Origin of the sequence: Bacillus pseudomycoides DSM 12442 (assembly GCF_000161455.1) — a bacterium.
Lineage (GTDB): Bacteria > Bacillota > Bacilli > Bacillales > Bacillaceae_G > Bacillus_A > Bacillus_A pseudomycoides.
In genome coordinates, this window is sequence record NZ_CM000745.1 from 278,786 (window position 1) to 295,326 (window position 16,541).

General features: G+C 35.1%; 15 protein-coding genes and 2 pseudogenes. 12 read left to right on the plus strand and 5 right to left on the minus strand.

Annotated elements, in window-relative coordinates:
- Positions 1-91 precede the first annotated feature (91 nt).
- On the plus strand, positions 92-877 hold the full coding sequence (locus BPMYX0001_RS01515) for a DeoR/GlpR family DNA-binding transcription regulator (protein WP_006093265.1): 786 nt from the start codon (positions 92-94) through the stop codon (positions 875-877).
- Positions 878-913: 36 nt separating this feature from the next.
- Positions 914-1,555, plus strand: coding sequence for an L-fuculose-phosphate aldolase (locus tag BPMYX0001_RS01520; protein ID WP_006093266.1), 642 nt, complete (start codon positions 914-916; stop codon positions 1,553-1,555).
- A 57-nt stretch (positions 1,556-1,612) separates the two neighbouring features.
- Here BPMYX0001_RS01520 and BPMYX0001_RS01525 read toward each other — a convergent pair whose 3' ends face one another.
- Genes BPMYX0001_RS01525 through BPMYX0001_RS01535 form a run of 3 tightly spaced genes read right to left on the minus strand, consistent with a single transcriptional unit; the run spans position 1,613 to position 4,617 of the window.
- Positions 1,613-2,614 carry a FecCD family ABC transporter permease gene (locus BPMYX0001_RS01525; protein ID WP_033798578.1) on the minus strand — a complete coding sequence of 334 codons (1,002 nt, stop codon included), beginning with the start codon at positions 2,612-2,614 and terminating at the stop codon, positions 1,613-1,615.
- Positions 2,611-3,645 carry a FecCD family ABC transporter permease gene (locus BPMYX0001_RS01530; RefSeq protein ID WP_006093269.1) on the minus strand — a complete coding sequence of 345 codons (1,035 nt, stop codon included), beginning with the start codon at positions 3,643-3,645 and terminating at the stop codon, positions 2,611-2,613. The genes BPMYX0001_RS01525 and BPMYX0001_RS01530 overlap by 4 nt, the downstream gene beginning before the upstream one ends.
- Before the next feature lie 48 nt (positions 3,646-3,693).
- The gene (locus tag BPMYX0001_RS01535; protein WP_006093271.1) at positions 3,694-4,617 is read right to left on the minus strand and encodes an iron-hydroxamate ABC transporter substrate-binding protein; all 924 of its coding nucleotides are present in this window, start codon (positions 4,615-4,617) and stop codon (positions 3,694-3,696) included.
- Between the two features lie 337 nt (positions 4,618-4,954).
- Here BPMYX0001_RS01535 and BPMYX0001_RS01540 point away from each other — a divergent pair, with 337 nt between their 5' ends.
- Positions 4,955-6,004, plus strand: a complete 1,050-nt coding sequence (locus BPMYX0001_RS01540) for an NAD(P)/FAD-dependent oxidoreductase (RefSeq protein WP_006093273.1) — start codon at positions 4,955-4,957, stop codon at positions 6,002-6,004.
- A gap of 309 nt (positions 6,005-6,313) precedes the next feature.
- Here BPMYX0001_RS01540 and BPMYX0001_RS01545 read toward each other — a convergent pair whose 3' ends face one another.
- Positions 6,314-6,682 carry a hypothetical protein gene (locus BPMYX0001_RS01545; protein ID WP_033798579.1) on the minus strand — a complete coding sequence of 123 codons (369 nt, stop codon included), beginning with the start codon at positions 6,680-6,682 and terminating at the stop codon, positions 6,314-6,316.
- A gap of 180 nt (positions 6,683-6,862) precedes the next feature.
- On the opposite strand from BPMYX0001_RS01545, the gene BPMYX0001_RS01550 reads away from it, so the two are divergent.
- The 9 genes and pseudogenes from BPMYX0001_RS01550 (at position 6,863) to BPMYX0001_RS01595 (ending at position 14,739) form a co-directional block, all read left to right on the plus strand.
- The gene (locus BPMYX0001_RS01550) at positions 6,863-7,102 is read left to right on the plus strand and encodes a helix-turn-helix domain-containing protein (protein ID WP_006093276.1); all 240 of its coding nucleotides are present in this window, start codon (positions 6,863-6,865) and stop codon (positions 7,100-7,102) included.
- A 485-nt stretch (positions 7,103-7,587) separates the two neighbouring features.
- Positions 7,588-8,124: a hypothetical protein gene (locus tag BPMYX0001_RS01555; protein WP_003194708.1), complete on the plus strand. Its 537-nt coding sequence runs from the start codon at positions 7,588-7,590 to the stop codon at positions 8,122-8,124.
- A 22-nt stretch (positions 8,125-8,146) separates the two neighbouring features.
- Positions 8,147-8,602 (plus strand): hypothetical protein, encoded by a 456-nt coding sequence (locus tag BPMYX0001_RS01560; RefSeq protein WP_003194709.1) that lies wholly within the window; start codon positions 8,147-8,149, stop codon positions 8,600-8,602.
- A 227-nt stretch (positions 8,603-8,829) separates the two neighbouring features.
- On the plus strand, positions 8,830-9,498 hold the full coding sequence (locus BPMYX0001_RS01565; RefSeq protein ID WP_003194710.1) for an LSm family protein: 669 nt from the start codon (positions 8,830-8,832) through the stop codon (positions 9,496-9,498).
- A 283-nt stretch (positions 9,499-9,781) separates the two neighbouring features.
- Positions 9,782-11,047: pseudogene (locus BPMYX0001_RS29190) on the plus strand (S-adenosylmethionine decarboxylase related protein).
- Between the two features lie 300 nt (positions 11,048-11,347).
- Positions 11,348-11,928: pseudogene (locus BPMYX0001_RS33740) on the plus strand (ATP-binding protein); the annotation flags it as partial.
- A gap of 266 nt (positions 11,929-12,194) precedes the next feature.
- Entirely contained in the window at positions 12,195-12,575 is a 381-nt protein-coding gene (locus tag BPMYX0001_RS01585; protein WP_003194716.1) for a hypothetical protein, read from the plus strand.
- Positions 12,576-12,682: 107 nt separating this feature from the next.
- Positions 12,683-13,792: a PRK06851 family protein gene (locus tag BPMYX0001_RS01590; protein ID WP_006093286.1), complete on the plus strand. Its 1,110-nt coding sequence runs from the start codon at positions 12,683-12,685 to the stop codon at positions 13,790-13,792.
- A 173-nt stretch (positions 13,793-13,965) separates the two neighbouring features.
- The gene (locus tag BPMYX0001_RS01595; protein ID WP_006093288.1) at positions 13,966-14,739 is read left to right on the plus strand and encodes a nucleotidyltransferase domain-containing protein; all 774 of its coding nucleotides are present in this window, start codon (positions 13,966-13,968) and stop codon (positions 14,737-14,739) included.
- A 28-nt stretch (positions 14,740-14,767) separates the two neighbouring features.
- On the opposite strand, the gene BPMYX0001_RS01600 is transcribed toward BPMYX0001_RS01595, so the two are convergent.
- A complete protein-coding gene (locus BPMYX0001_RS01600) occupies positions 14,768-16,294 on the minus strand; it encodes an FAD-dependent oxidoreductase (protein WP_006093289.1) in 1,527 nt (508 codons plus the stop codon).
- Positions 16,295-16,541: the final 247 nt, after the last annotated feature.

Sequence of the window (16,541 nt, forward strand, 5' to 3'; positions counted from 1 at the left end):
TATATGTTGAAAAATCAAGATGGGTTTATATAGAAAATTGCTTATGTATATTAGACATATAAGAAAATAACGAAAAAGAGGACCGATTATCATGTCTAATTCACCGGTAGAGAGAAGAAATAAAATCATTGAGATACTTGAACAAAGGGAGCACGTGGAAGTTTCATATTTAAGCGATGCATTTCAAGTATCATTAATGACAATAAGAAGAGATTTAGAGAAGCTTGAAAAAGACGGCAAAGTCATTCGGATGTACGGTGGTGTAAAACTAAAAACAAAGCGGGTATATGAATATTCGATGGAAGAGCGTCTAAATAGTAATAAGAGAGAGAAGTTAGCAATCGCACGTGAAGCTGCTAGGTTAATTGAAGATGGTGATGTCGTTGCGTTTGATGCGAGTACAACAGCCCTTGAGGTAAGTAAACTTATTAAGGATCGCAAAGATGTAACGGTTGTGACAAATAACCTGAGCATTGCGATTGAACTAGCAGATGTGCCAGAGATTGTTGTCATTGTACTCGGTGGCTTTTTACGTGGGAAATCATTATCTGTTATGGGAGCTTCTTTGAAACAGTATCTAGAGACAATTTATATTGATAAAGCTTTTATTTCAAGTAAAGCACTTAGTTTTCATGAAGGCTTAACAGATACAGCTATTGATGAAGGAGAAGCGAAGCAAGCAATGCTTAGCAAATCGAGTGAAGTCATTGTTTTAGCAGATCATACGAAGCTCGGAAATGTTGCTTTCTATAAGGTTTGTGATAAACAGGGTATTACAAAAATTATCACAGATGAGCTCATACCGTTGACACCACTGCAGCAAGAATGTATTAACAGCTATAAAGAATATGGTACACCCATTATTCTAGCAAACTAGTCGTCACAGAGTTCACACCAAGGGGGATGTATATATATGTTACTACAAAAAGAAAGAGAAGAGATTGTAGCGTATGGAAAGAAAATGATCGCTAGCGGATTAACAAAGGGGACTGGCGGTAATATTAGTATTTTTAATCGTGAACAAGGTCTTATTGCAATAAGTCCAAGTGGTTTAGATTATTTTGAAACAGTGCCTGAAGATGTAGCTATATTGAATTTAGATGGTGAAATTGTGGAAGGGGATAGAAAGCCTTCTAGTGAACTAGATATGCATCTTATTTATTATAGAAAGCGTGAGGACATCAACGCACTTGTTCACACGCACTCCCCTTACGCAAAAACAATAGCATCATTAGGATGGGAACTTCCTGCGGTATCTTATCTGATTGCTTTCGCAGGGCCGAATGTACGTTGTGCGCCGTATGAAACATTCGGAACAAAGGAACTAGCAGAAGCGGCTTTTGAAGGAATGATTGATCGCCGTGCGGTTTTACTTGCTAATCACGGCTTAATGGCCGGTGGGAACAATATAAAAATGGCGTTTACTGTTGCGGAGGAAATTGAATTTTGCGCGCAAATTTATTATCAAACGAAGTGCATTGGAGAGCCAAAATTGTTGCCAGAGGAAGAGATGGCAAGATTGGCGAAGAAGTTTGATGGGTATGGGCAACACTAGAATTAGTAAATAGAAAAAATCCCTCGAGAACAAATCGATTCTCAAGGGATTTTATTTTTATTTCTTAAGTAACAAATACATAAAATAAGGAGCACCAATCAAAGCGACCATAATCCCCGCTGGAATTCCACTTGGCTCTACAATATGACGACCAATTGTATCTGCAAGTAACAATAGCCATCCCCCGATTAAAATGGCAACAGGAAGAAATAATTGATGCCTCGGCCCGACTAAAGATTTTGCGATGTGAGGAGCCATAAGTCCGATAAAGGCAATTCCCCCTGTGACTGAAACGGCAGAAGCTGCTAATGCAACGGCTGCTATAAGGAGTGAGCGGCGTTCTTTTTCGAGTGCGACACCAACACCAATTGCTACATGCTCATTTAATGCAAGGAGATTTAATCGGTTTGCTTTATAGAAAGTAAATGGAATGAGTACAGCTAGCCATGGAAGGAGTGCGAAAACAAAAACCCAGTCATCTCCCCAAATGTTTCCGGCAATCCATTTTGCGATAAAGTCTACTTTTGCACGTTCAGCAGATGAAATAAGTACAATCATCGTTCCGGAAAGAGCGAACGTAAATCCAATTCCTGTTAATGTCAGTCTTATCGGTTGAAGCCCAGCAGTTTTACTGTATGAAAATCCATAGATGAGACAGGCTGTAATAAAGGCACCGATAAATCCAACGATTGGTAGCAAGTAAACAAATGAGCCTGCGTCTATTGGAAAATATAAAAAGAAAAGGGCAATTGCAACGCCTGCCCCTGAGTTAATACCGATAATACCAGGCTCGGCTAGATCATTACGCGTTATACCTTGTAGTATAGCTCCTGATAAGGCAAGTGCCATACCAGCTAATAGTGTAATCACAATTCGTGGTAATCGAAGAGAAAATAAAATAAATTCTTCTTTAAATGTACCTTGGCCCAAAAGTGTAGGTAGCAGTCTATCATAGGACAATGAAGCTGCTCCTAGGCCCATTCCAATTGTAATGGTTGCTGCAATAAGCAGGAGTAAGGCAAGTACGATTACTCGTTGTTTTTTAGATTGTTGAATCATGAGAACGACCTTCCTCCTTTACGTACGATGAATAGGAAGAATGGTAAACCTACAATTGCGATAATGGCCGCTATTGGTGTTTCATATGGAGCGTTGATTGTGCGTCCAAGTGTGTCAGCTAATAGCATAAAAGAAGCACCAGCAATGGCAGACATCGGTAGCACAAATCGATAGTCTGGTCCGACAATAGGGCGGACCATATGAGGTACCATTAAACCGATAAATGCCATATTTCCAACAAGTGCAACAGAAGCACCGGCAAGTAAAATGATAACGATAAAAAGAATGATTTTAATGACGATGATTTTTTGACCGAGTCCTATTGCTACTTCTTCGCTTAAGCTAAGAATCGTCAATTTCTTTGAAAATAAGATTGCAATGAATATACTGATTGAAATAACTGGAACAATGACCTGTAATTGGCTCCATGATGTTCCGATTACGCCTCCGGCAGTCCACATGGATACATCTTGTGAGATTTTAAAATAAATCCCGATTCCTTCTGAAATCGCGACTAAAAATGCTGAAACCGCGGCGCCAGCAAGTACAATACGAAGAGGAGAAAGCCCGCCTTTTTTCATCATACCAATTCCGAAGACCATAATGGCGCCGATAGCAGCACCGATAAAACAAGCAATCATTATATAAAAATAGTTTACAGAAGGAATAAGGGCAAGTGTAATTGCCAAGGCAGCGTTGGCACCACCAGTTAGCCCGAGTAATCCTGGATCAGCGAGTGGATTTCGCGTTATACCTTGCATAATCGCACCAGAAACAGCGAGCCCAGCTCCAACAAAAATGGCTGCAATTTCACGTGGGAAGCGAAGTTCACGGATAATGGAGAACTTTTCTCCATTAACGTTAGAAGTCAGCGCTATCCATACATCCTTTATAGAGGTATCTGCTGCGCCAAATACCATGGCAACCATAAATATAATAAAGAACACAATGATTCCTAAAATGAGCTTGTATACAAAGGAAGTGGAACGTAGATTGTCTTTTGTCATTAGTTTCACATCTTTTCTTTTCATAGAATAAAGGAAGAGGAATTCTTTAAATAAGAATTCCTCATTGTTGTGTTATTTACCAAGAAAGCTTTTCTTGAAGAAATCTAGTTGGAAATCTAATGTGATTGGATCATTAAAATAGAATTCTTTCGCGTTTACTTCAAATGCTTTATTGTTTTTAACAGCTGGAATGTTTTTGTACGATTCTGTTTCTTGGAATGAATTATTCGTATCGTTGTTTTTACTTATAATTAAGTAATCCCCAGCATACTCAGGTAGAACTTCAGCAGATAATGCATAGTAGCCATCTTTTAGCGCTTTTTCTTTTACTTTTTCCGGCATTTTTAATTTCATTTCTTGATACAGGATTTCTGTTCCACGGCCCCAGTTATCGCCGAATACATAGATTTGTTTGTCGAAGTTTTCAATAACAGAAACGGTTGTATCTTCACCAATTTTTGTTTTAATATCTTTTCCAGCGGCTTGCGCACGTTTTTTGAAATCATCAACCCAAGCTTTTGCTTCTTTTTCTTTATTTAGTAGTTTACCGATTTCTAAATGTTGTGTTAAGTAGTCAACTTTCCCATATGTGAATGTTACAGTAGGAGCGATTTTTTTTAACTTATCGATATTTTTAATGTTTGATAAACCAATGATTAAATCTGGATTTAATTCGATAATTTTTTCAACATTTTCATCAGATACTTCTGTAACATCTTTCAATTTTTTTTCAAAACGCGGATTCATTTTAGACCATGAATCTACACCAACAAGGTTTACACCTAAAGATATTACGTTACCTGCGAATGATGATAGTACAACAACGCGTTTGGGATTTGCAGGAACTTCAACTTTACCATTCTCAGATTGATATGTAATTGTTTCTGATTTGCTTCCCTTTGCATTTGAATCGTTTTTCTTATCTGTCGAACCGTTGCTACAAGCACTCATAACGAGTACGAATAGAACTGTAAGTGAAATGAATAACTTTTTCATTTTTTCTTTCTCCTTTTTATAAAATTGTATGTAGTATATAGCTTTCTAACGGGATAGATGTCTTGCACTTAGTAGTTAAGGAATCTTATAAATCTTGATATTGAGATTTACTATAATAAAATACTTGAGGGATCTATAAATAAACGAGCCGCTATTTTCCCTACAAATTTGTTAATAGTTTACAAAATGATAATGATTATCAATATCGATTCTTTAATAATATAATTTTATATTTTTCTATTGTCAATAGTTATTTTGATTGAAAACCTGAAGGGAAAAGGTTATATTTTATTGAGAATGATAATCAATTATATTTGATACCTGGGAGTGAACATAAATGAATCCAGAAGAATTATTTGATGTGACCGTGATTGGAGGAGGTCCAGCAGGGCTTTACTCAGCGTTTTATAGTGGGCTTAGGGAAATGAAAACAAAAATAATTGAATTTCAACCACAGTTAGGTGGGAAAGTACATGTTTATCCTGAGAAAATGATTTGGGATATCGGGGGATTGCCACCAGTTACTGGAGCGCAGTTAATTGAGCAGCTTGTGGAGCAAGGGTTAACATTTCATCCGGAAGTAGTGTTGAATGAAAAGGTAGAGTCAATCAATCGGAATGAAGAGGGAGTTTTTGTGCTAACAACTTTCTCTGGTCAAAAGCACTTTTCAAAAACAGTTATTGTAGCTACTGGAAGTGGAATATTAAAACCACAAAAGTTAGCAATTGAAGGTGCAGAGAGGTTTGAAGTATCAAATTTAAATTATACGGTCAAATCTTTAAAGGGTTTTAAAGATAAGACTGTAATTATTTCAGGTGGAGGAAACTCAGCGATCGATTGGGCAAATGAATTAGAGCCCATTGCGAAAAAGGTTTATTTAACATATAGAAAAGATGCCTTAGCTGGTCATGAAGCACAAGTTACTCAGCTTATGAATAGTTCGGTAGATTGTCTCTTTAATACGTCGATTACAAAGTTGATGGCTGATGATAATCACGAAGCAATTGAATATATTGAGTTAACGAATCATGAAACAGGTGAAGTTTCTCATTTACCTATTGACGAAGTCATTATTAATCATGGGTATGAACGTGATATAACATTATTGGAAAATAGTGAACTAAATGTTGAAATCGTTGATAATTATTTTATTGCCGGGAGTGCGAACAGTGAATCTTCAATAGAAGGGCTATATGCTGCTGGAGATATTTTAAAGCATGAAGGGAAATTGCATTTAATTGCGGGTGCTTTCCAAGATGCTGGAAATGCTGTAAATAAAGCAAAACAATTTATTCAACCAGATGCGAGTGAATATGGAATGGTTTCTTCCCATAATGATGTTTTCAAGCAGCGTAACCGAGAAATTATTAAGCAAATGATGAAATAATGGGTCGTGTTGAGAAGTTTAAAGAGTGGAAAGAAATAAATAGAGAAGAATATGTAAATGAATTATGAGAGATTTGAAATAAATATCTTTTTAATAGATAAACACCCAGTTACTTTCCTAATCTTTATTAAGTAAGGAAGTAGGCTGGGTGTTTATATAATTACTATGTTTTTTATCATTTGTATTACATTGGTTTCTTCAGTTCACGTCTTTTACATGTATTTTGAGAAGAGAATACATGTAAAAGACGTGAACGTTGGATTTGTAAATCTTTTTTTTGTGGTTCATATTTTTTATAGACAAGGAAAATTATGCTGTTCCTTGTGCGTACTGATCAGGAAACTGCTTATTTTGCACAGAGGCAATATATTGTTTCCCGTGTTTTCTAGCCATAGATTCTAGTATGTGACGTACACGTTTTGTAAGATGTCCCTGGTTTTGTAACGCTTCACAGTATGCATCATAGTAAGCATATTTAGCCCAAAGGAAATCATCTTGTTGAAATATAAAATGATGTTTATACCATTCTCCAATTGTATTATAGTTTACGCTTTCATTTGCAGCCTTTGTTTGCTCAATGATTCTTTTTGGTAAAGCTTTAGAAAGCTGAGAAGCAGTATTTATTGTTTCAGTTTGTAATGATTGCTCTAACATTGTAATGATGTGACGAGTAGCCATATGTTTAACTCTCCTTTGTGTAAATGGATAAATGCCATCTATATTTTTTTAATACTTACTATATTATTATACAATATATGGAATGCATCTACCTGCTTTTTGATTTGTATTTACAAAATCTTTTTATTTTATTTATAAAAATCTTTTATAATAATGTAGACATAAAAAAATAATAAGGGAATGAAACGATTGTATATAACGGTAAAAGAAGCAGCAGAATATTTAAATATTCCGGAATCTTACATTGAAGAATTGGTTCAGCAAAAACGAATTCGAGCCGTGTATGACGGTGAGCAATATTTGCTGAATAAAGAACAGTTCAATACGCATTTAGAGCAAATGGAAAAATATAAACAGTTAGTAGAAGAAATATTAAATGAGCCAATTCCAGAGGATATGGATGTAAAAGACGAAGATTAAAACTCATGGGCCTATAGCGTAGTACTCTATGAAAAATGATACAGAATCATTTTTATCCTGCTATTTGTGGGCAGTAATATTCCCACTTTAATTTCAACAAAAGTAAAGAAGCTAGGTGGAGAATAAACTGCCCGTAAAAGCCCGATTGGTGAGGGCTAATACTAGTGGAGGATGAAAAATCCTCCACTAAGTAAAGTTTCACTTTATAAATACTGTTTCAAGATCTGTAGGATAAGTATCTTGAAACGGTATTTTTTTATGATGAAATAGTAAAATTGTGTGCATAAATGGCGGCTAATGACATGCTGGGTATTGATAGAAGCCGTGCTGGTCTTTTGTACATCAGAGATATACATATTGGATAGATGTACCCCCGTGTTAAAAACATATTTTTATATAATGGGACAATCATAGAGAACGTAACCTGTACAGATACATATACTATCAGTGCAAACGACTTATAAAACAATGAAAGGGGTTTTCTCATGAGCACGATTAGTAGTGATTTGCTGTATGGATTGATTGGAGAGAGTGTTAGAGTGAATCGAGGTGGACCAGAGTCTCAAAAAGGTACAGTGGTCGCAGTGTATTCGGATCATTTTATTTTATTGAGTGAAAACAGAACGTTTTACTATTATCAGTTTCAACATCTAAAAAGTATTACAAAAAATGCGAAAGATGTTGCTGCAGACATTGGAGTTTTACCAACATTTGCACAAGGTGAAGATTTTCAAGGCTTACTTCAAAATTTAAAGTATCGTTGGGTGAAAATTAACCGCGGCGGTCCAGAAAAGATTGAAGGAATTCTACAAGATGTTTCTTCTGAATATGTGACATTAATTGTAAAAGAGGAAGTTGTACAGATTCCACATTTCCATATTAAAAGTATGAATTATGGTCTGCAAGCACTAGAAGAAGATGATTATCAGTCAAATAACCAAAAATCCGATCAGACAGCATATGTTCAATATTCAAGAGCAAGAGCAACAAGACAATCAAGTCGATATAATCGATCCAAATAATAACAAAAGAGGGGAAGGAGGGATGAAATTGGAAAATATATTTCCTGAAAATCAAATAAAAAGCTTGGTTTATCAAGGTGTAAAAGTAAACCTTGGTGGACCAGAAAGCCGTACAGGTGTGTTGCTGGCAGTAGGTGATGATTATCTCGTTCTTCAAGGAAATACAGGAGAGGTCATTTATTATCAACAGAAGCATGTAAAGGGTGTTGTAAAAAAGGCAAAAGAGATAGGGTTAAATCCTTATTTTATTGAGCAATCCTATGCGGATGGTGCAACGTTTCAAGAGATACTAGGTAGTCTTAAGTATAAATGGGTCAAAATTAATCGCGGTGGACCAGAAAGCGTAGAAGGTTTATTAAGTGATGTAAATGAAGAATACGTTACATTAGTGAACCGTGATGAGGTAATTTACGTTATTAACTTTCACATTAAAAACGTAAATCAAATCGTTAAAACTAATAAAGATGAAGAAGAGTAATGTTTGATAAATAAGAGGGGGCAGTATGGAATAGGTAGTGGCGAATGTTTTTTGTTCAATTGCTATTATTTTACTATAGTCTAAATGCCCTCCTCTACTATTCATACAGATAGAAAGAGAGCATTGTGTCACTTTGCATACATGTTTTAGCCCCCTATTATTCTTTTTTAGCTACATGTGAATGAGAGATAAAGAGGAAGTTAAGCTTTGGAGAAAGGAGGATACAGGTGAACGAACTAAGCAAAAATATTGGAGAATATATCTATGTTAAATTAATTGGCGAGAAAAGGTTTAAAGGATTATTAATTGATGTAGGCAATGATATTGTTGTTATTTATGATGGGAAAGACTACATCTATATTTCCTTATATCATATTCAATATTATAAATTTTTGGCGAGTCTTGTGACCGAAATACACAAGCCAGAAACAGATTCTGTTATTAAAAGAGAATCACCGTCAATTTCCCTTCGAAAAGTACTGAGCACATCTAAAGGGATTTTTACGGAGATTTATGTAGCTGGTGGTTATCCTATTCATGGTTATGTTGCAAGTGTTATGAATGATTATTTAGTATTCTATAGCCCTGTGTACAAAACAGTATATATTTCTTTAAAACATCTAAAATGGTTAATCCCCTATCAAGAAAATCAAATTCCGTATTCCCTCAATAAAAATGAGCTTTCAGTTAATCCATTAAATATTACACTAGCTAGAACATTTGAAGAACAACTAATCAAAATGGCAAGGAAAATTATGGTGTTTGATTTAGGCGAACATTCAAATAAAATTGGGAAGATGACGAAAATTGAAGATGGTCATATTGAATTGATCAAGGCGCGTGATGAAAAAGTATATTTAAATATTCAACATGTAAAATCGGTTCATTTTCCGTAAGCTTGTTAAGAAGGCTTGCTTTTTCTTTTATGTGTGTAAAAGAAAAGGTCGAGTCTATTTTTATCCCGTAAAAGCCCGATTGGTGAGGGCTAACTATCAGTGAGGGATGAAGACATCTCCTCACTGATTAAATATTTAATTTATTTAATCATGGATTAGTAAGAGAGAAAGGTATATTTTTATAATAAAAAATGTGTACGAGCATGTTTATTATGTCCAAGCTATCCTTTCAAAATTGAATAGATTATGTATTATCTAACTAAATATTAAAGTGGTTTTCAGGGTGAGTCAGCTTAGACATTCTTTTTCAATTACATTACTTGGTAGTGGGGGAGGAGGCGCTAAAGCAGTATTGGCAGTTTTAAATCAAACTGTGGCGAATATAAATGATCCCATCTATTCTATGATAAAAGATTTAAAGTTTCATCTCGTTGATATAAAGCAAAAGGAAAAAAGCTATTATGACGAATTATTTCCGAATTTAAAGGGGAAATTCTTTCTTCATGAAATGGATCTTCAAAATACAATACTGTTTAAACAGCATTTACGGAAAACGGATGCTGGTGTAGTTATCGACGTTTCCGGAGCAGATACGATTCGTATACTTAGTTGTTGTAATGAATTAGGTATTTCGTATGTAAATTCAGCTTTGGAGAATGAGCAGGTGGATCAGGATGATAGCTTAAAGGGGTTTCAGCTTACAGAACGTTATACGAGATTTGAAAAGGAAAAAAATAATTTTACAAATACAAGAGCTATCATAGGATCGGGAATGAATCCTGGTGTTGTTCAATGGATGGTTGTACAGCTTATGAAAGAACAACCGGGAAAAAAACCACGTGCGTGTTATATTATAGAGCATGATTATTCTTTCTTTGCAGACCAAAGTCTTATAAAACCTAATACACTTTATGCTTCATGGGCGGTAGAACGTTTTCTTGATGAAGCAATATTAAGTTATCCAATGTATGTGAGTCATCATCGGCCCATCTATTTTTATGAGGATGTATATGCTTCGGAATATAAAGTGAGATTAGGAGAGAAAGAGTTTCATGGTTGCCTAATGCCACATGAAGAAGTTCTGATTCTTGGTAAAACATTTGATATGGAAGTGGGTTTTCTTTATCGTATTAATGAATATACAACAGATTTAATTCGAAAAAATCTAGATGATGTGGATAAATTATGAAATTGGAATCGAAAAGTTTTTAATCCAGCAGAGGAAGAAATAGCAGGAGAAGATTTAGTTGGTGTGTTACTTGTCTATGAAGACAATGAAAAATATATGTACAATGTAATGAATAGTAGTGAAGTTTTCCAGAAATATAAGACAAACGCGACTTATTTTCAAGTTGGTTGCGGAATCTATGCTGGTTTGTCCAGTTTACTGCTAGATATATTTTCACCAGGTGTGTATTATGTTGAGGAATTATTACTTAATACAAAAAGTAAGTATGGTGAATATTTACATGTTTATATGAAAGATTTTGTGATGAGTGATAATTCATTTACGGATGGATTGCTTCATGAGCGGGTGAAGTGGATATAATTTATCCCGCCATTTGTGGGCAGTAAGACCTCCACCTCAAAGTTCAGCGAAAGCGAAGAGGTTAGGTGGTGGATCAACTGACTGTAAAAACAAGATTGGTGAGGACTAATAATCAGTGTGGAATGAGGCTTCCACTGATTAAGGTTTCATTTTGTGTAATTGTTAACAGGGGGAGTTTGTTCACTCCCTCTTTTAGTGTTATGGTATGAAAGGAAGTTAGAATAAAAATAGTATAGCCATTTTATATAGGATAATACTACTAGAAATTTCACATGACGTAAAAGTTAGATAGAAATGACTTTAAAGGGCTTTACTCAAATTCAAAAAGAGCGCAATCTAGCTGATAATGCTAGTTATGATATTATGCTACAGGAAATTGAGAGAATTGATGGATTTGTTAGTGAGTGAATGTTATTTGGAAAGCTGAAACCAACAATGTATCAATTGTGTGATATGCAAAAAGTTCTGTTATATGTTGTTCATCTGATGGAAAGTTATGCAATGCAGTACGCTGTAAAAATACATATACAAGTAGATGAGGCTTTACCTGATATAAAGGGTGATGAAAAGCAATTAAAGCAAGTCTTATTAAATCTTGTGAAAAATGGGATTGAATCGATGATGTATGGGGAGATTTGAGAATTTCTGCCTATAAAACGATAGAAGAAAAATTGTTTATTTGCATTCAAGATGAGAGATGCGGTATGGATAGCGAAAGAATAGAGAGACTTGGAAAGTCTGTTTATACGACAAAGGAAAATGGAACTGGTCTTGGTTTAATCATTACAAATAAAATTATTGAAGAGCATCAAGGGATGATTCAATTCAAAAGTAACATTGGCACAGGGACAAAAGTAGAAGTGACATTGCCAACTATATAGAATTTAAAGACAAGAGTACTTTTCAGAAAAGTGCTCTTGTTGTGTAAATATAAACATTTTATAAAAAGCTTCAAGAATGCTTTTTTTTATAAAAAACTTAGTTTATAATGGAGGAAAATATCGACATGTAGTTTTATTATTCATGTACCGGTTTGTAGTTTTTACTTGTATGAATGTTTATATTGAATTGGGTTTTATGTGAATTAAAAAAGAGGGGTGCACATGCATCCTTTTTTCTATGCTGATATTATGACAGAGGTGGTACGATGGAACTAACATTAAATTCGACCGTATGTTTACACACTATTCAATTTCGAAAAGATCAAAAGAATTATATTGTAAAGGATACAATTACAGGAGAAAAATATGAAATGCCGCCACTTTGGATTGATGCACTTGCAATGATGCGTGACGGATTTTTATTGGGAGAAATTGAAGAAAAGCTAAAGGAAGAGTATCCAAAAGAAGAAGTGAATATTCTAGAATTTACGAGGCAATTGTTAGAACTAGAGCTTGTAGGAATGGTTGATGGAAAAGAAATTATTTGTAAGAAAAAGAAAGATAAAGATTATTTTGCATGGGTTCGTCCTCGGATTGAACAGTTTTTTCTTAATTTAAATCGAAAATATCGAAGCAGAGGTCAATGATGATCTCTGCTTTTTTGTTGCAAGAATAAAAAATAGGTATTCACCCAATTGAAGCGTCGTGCATATTGTAATTTATGTAAGTAGACTGCTATAAAGGAGTGAGGGCAGTGACAGGGAAAATTTTAAATTATTATGCTGGAGGAAATACCGCGAGAGGTTTTTATAGTTTATATGAGGAAAATGTAAGGGGATTGGAAAGACTTTTCATTTTGAAAGGTGGTCCAGGGACAGGGAAATCCTCATTGATGAAAGCAATTGGGCGTGAGTGGGTTGGAAGAGGATATGATATTGAACTGTTACATTGTTCTTCTGATAATAAATCCATCGATGGTGTTATTATTCCAAAATTAAAAGTAGGAATTGTAGATGGAACAGCACCACATGTCATTGAGCCAAAAATACCTGGAGTTGTAGAGGAATACGTGAACTTAGGAGTTGCATGGGATTCAGAGAAATTACGAAAACATAAAGGTGAAATTACACATTATATTTCTGAAGCGAGCGATGCATTTCAATCAGCGTATGCTTGTTTTAAAGAGGCGTTAGCTATACATGATGATTGGGAGAGAATTTATATTGATAATATTGATTTTCAAAAAGCGAATGAATTAACAAAGCAGCTTATACAAAAGTTATTTGCAGATAACAAAGGAAAACAAGCGGTGGTAAAGCACCGTTTCTTAGGGGCAGCAACACCAAAAGGGGCGGTTGATTTCGTTCCAAATTTAACAGAAGATATCCCGCATCGTTATTTTATAAAAGGACGCCCGGGTTCAGGAAAATCAACGATGCTAAAAAAATTAGCTGAGGCAGCGGAAGAGAAAGGGTTTGAAGTTGAAGTATATCATTGCGGCTTTGATCCAAATAGCCTAGATATGATTATTGTAAGAGAATTAGGTTTTGCGATCTTTGACAGCACCGCGCCACATGAATATTTTCCAGAGCGAGAAGGTGATGAGATTATTGATATGTATGATCTCATCGTTACGCCAGGAACGGATGAAAAATATGCAACAGAAATTCGGGATGTTTCCATTCAATACAAAACAAAAATGAGTGAAGCAATGTCGTTCTTAGCGAAGGCAAAAGCAGTTCGAGATAAATTAGAACGGATTTATATTGCTGCGATGGATTTTACAAAAGTAGATATGTATAAAAATGAAATTCAGGGTGAGTTTGAGCGAATTGCAAAGCTTGTTAGCGAGCAACAAAAATGAAATGTTTATAGAGCTGCCAGGGAAGGCCTAGCAGCTTCCTTTTAAATTTAGTTATGATACATACTATAGAGTTACTGAGATATTGATGTTAAAAGTAGAATGGCACGCCAATAATAAGTAGATTATATTTGTCGAATTTCCAGGGAAATGATCAGAAAATGAGGATGATATATATGAGGGATAAAATTCAATTAGAATTACAGAAAATTGAAAAAGAGAACAATGTGAAAATTTTATTTGCTGTCGAATCTGGAAGTCGTGCATGGGGATTTCAGTCGAAAGATAGTGATTATGATGTTAGATTTGTATACATTCATTCAGTAGACTGGTATTTATCTATTAATGAAAAACGTGATGTGATTGAGTATCCAATTAGTGATGCTTTAGACATAAGCGGTTGGGATATTAGAAAAGCTCTGCAGTTATTTGCAAAATCAAATCCAGCACTATTAGAATGGATCCGTTCTCCAATCTTTTATTCTAAGAACTCTGATCTTCCAGAGCGTCTACAGAAAATGAGCGAAAATGATTTTGATCCTAAAGCAACGATGTATCACTACTTACATATGGCTTCAAAAAACTATCGTGAATTTCTACAAGGAGAGAGCGTGAAGTTGAAAAAGTACTTCTATGTATTGCGTCCTATTTTAGCTTGCAAATGGTTAGAAGAGAAAGGGACATTGCCGCCTGTAGAATTTGAACGATTCATTACTGAATTGTCGCTAGAACAAGAGCTTTTTGATGAAATTGAAGATTTACTTCTAAAGAAAAAGGATGGTGTTGAGTTAGACGCTGGTCCGAAGATTATCGTATTAAATGAATTTTTAGAGGGGCAGATAAAGTATTATCAAGAGTATGTGAAAGGTATTGAAAAGGGAAAGGGCATTGAGGTTGAGAGGTTGAATGGCTTGTTTCGGGATATGTTATTTGAGAAAGAGCACCAGTAGATTGGTGCTCTGTTTGTTTTAGTTAACTTTATTCTCCATCAACCCGTTTTAACGGCTTATCTGCCGGCCCCTCAATTACATCTCCTTCAATTGAAAAGCGTGATCCATGACAAGGACAATCCCACGTACAATCCCCGCTATTCCATTCTACTTCACAGCCAAGGTGTGTACAGGTCGTATCAACAATATGCAATTTTCCTTCGTTGTCTTTATAAGCGCCTGCACGTTTTCCATGTACTCTTACAACGGCACCTTCACCATTTTCAAGATCTTCTGGTTTACGCAGAGCAAATTCTAACTTGCCTTCGATCAAATGTTTTGCTACATCAAGGTTTTGAGAAACAAATGTTTTTATATCTGGATCTGCATGGAATCGTGATGGGGCAAAGAGTTCTTTATACGGGTTATCTATTTTTGTAATAGAGTCCTTTAGTAGTTGAGCTGCAGCAGTTCCTGTTGTCATCCCCCATTTTCGATAACCTGTTGCAACGAATATATTTGGATTATTTTCATTAATATGGCCGATGTAAGGTAGTTTATCTAGGGTAATTAAGTCTTGTGCTGACCATCTGTAAGGGATTGCATCTATTCCAAATGTTTCTTCTGCGAAAGAGTGCAATGCTTCATAATGAAGCATTGTATTGATTCCTTGTCCTGTTTTATGACTTTCACCCCCAACAAGAATAATTTTTTCTCCATTTACTGTTGTGTAACGTAAGGAGCGTGTAGGAGTGTCTATGCTTAAATACATGCCTCCGGGATAATCTTTTTTTGCTTTTATAGCTAGAACGTAGGAACGTTCTGCATACATTCTTGCGAAGAAAAAGCTATTTGCATCATAGAAAGGAAAATGAGAACAGGAGACGACATATCCACATGTAATACGATGGCCATCTTTTGTAATGATTTGCGGATAGAATCCTTTCTCGATATCGATTGCAGTGGTTTGCTCATAGATTGTTCCGCCTGCTTCAATAAACTGTTCAACAAGGTTCTTTAAATAATGAAGAGGATGGAACTGTGCTTGTTTTTTCATAACAAGTGCTCCCTGAACTGAGATAGGAAGTGGAATGGACTCTACATAGTCACAAGGAATATTTAGTTTTTTATAAGCTTCATATTCTTTTGTTAATTTCCGTAATCCGTCATTGCAAGTTGTATATAAGTAGGCGTCCTCTTCAGTAAAGTCACAATCAATGTTATTTGTTCGGACTGTTTCTTTTATAAATTGCAATGCTTTTTCGTTTGCCTCATAGTATAGGCGCGCTTGATCAGCTCCAAAATGATCAATGAGCTCATCATAAATGAGATCGTGTTGTGCTGTGATTTTTGCAGTCGTATGGCCTGTCGTTCCATTTAAAATATTTCCGGAATCGATTAAAACAACTTTCATGCCCTCTTTTGCAAGTAAATAAGCAGTTGTGATGCCTGTAATTCCAGCACCAATAATTGCAACTTCTGCTTTTATATTTTCTGATAGCTTGGGGAAAATAGGGAATGAAGTAGAATCGCGCCAGTACGGTTCTGGAAATTTGGGAAATGAATTGTTTGTCATCGTATGTCCCTCCTGTTTTAAAATAATTTACTACTTATTTTTTCCAATTTATATAAAATTCATGTAGCTTATTTTCAATCTAGGAGAAGGAGATACTGTACAGTGAACAGAAGAAATTGAGAATAAGTTTTAAATATTTACAAAACATAAATATTATTCTAATATAATAAAAATGAGTATTCCTTTATAAGGTTATTTTAAATGACAGTCGATTCTATAAAGAATTATTGATGTTCATATATAAGCT

Excerpts from the sequence above, each read along its gene's own strand:
- BPMYX0001_RS01555 (WP_003194708.1), top strand. The coding sequence starts at position 7,588 with ATGAGCACGATTAGTAGTGATTTGCTGTATGGATTGATTGGAGAGAGT.
- BPMYX0001_RS01540 (WP_006093273.1), top strand. The coding sequence starts at position 4,955 with ATGAATCCAGAAGAATTATTTGATGTGACCGTGATTGGAGGAGGTCCA.
- BPMYX0001_RS01585 (WP_003194716.1), top strand. The coding sequence starts at position 12,195 with ATGGAACTAACATTAAATTCGACCGTATGTTTACACACTATTCAATTT.
- BPMYX0001_RS01545 (WP_033798579.1), bottom strand. The coding sequence starts at position 6,682 with ATGGCTACTCGTCACATCATTACAATGTTAGAGCAATCATTACAAACT.
- BPMYX0001_RS01595 (WP_006093288.1), top strand. The coding sequence starts at position 13,966 with ATGAGGGATAAAATTCAATTAGAATTACAGAAAATTGAAAAAGAGAAC.
- BPMYX0001_RS01515 (WP_006093265.1), top strand. The coding sequence starts at position 92 with ATGTCTAATTCACCGGTAGAGAGAAGAAATAAAATCATTGAGATACTT.
- BPMYX0001_RS01520 (WP_006093266.1), top strand. The coding sequence starts at position 914 with ATGTTACTACAAAAAGAAAGAGAAGAGATTGTAGCGTATGGAAAGAAA.
- BPMYX0001_RS01535 (WP_006093271.1), bottom strand. The coding sequence starts at position 4,617 with ATGAAAAAGTTATTCATTTCACTTACAGTTCTATTCGTACTCGTTATG.
- BPMYX0001_RS01525 (WP_033798578.1), bottom strand. The coding sequence starts at position 2,614 with ATGATTCAACAATCTAAAAAACAACGAGTAATCGTACTTGCCTTACTC.
- BPMYX0001_RS01600 (WP_006093289.1), bottom strand. The coding sequence starts at position 16,294 with ATGACAAACAATTCATTTCCCAAATTTCCAGAACCGTACTGGCGCGAT.
- BPMYX0001_RS01530 (WP_006093269.1), bottom strand. The coding sequence starts at position 3,645 with ATGAAAAGAAAAGATGTGAAACTAATGACAAAAGACAATCTACGTTCC.
- BPMYX0001_RS01560 (WP_003194709.1), top strand. The coding sequence starts at position 8,147 with ATGAAATTGGAAAATATATTTCCTGAAAATCAAATAAAAAGCTTGGTT.
- BPMYX0001_RS01550 (WP_006093276.1), top strand. The coding sequence starts at position 6,863 with ATGAAACGATTGTATATAACGGTAAAAGAAGCAGCAGAATATTTAAAT.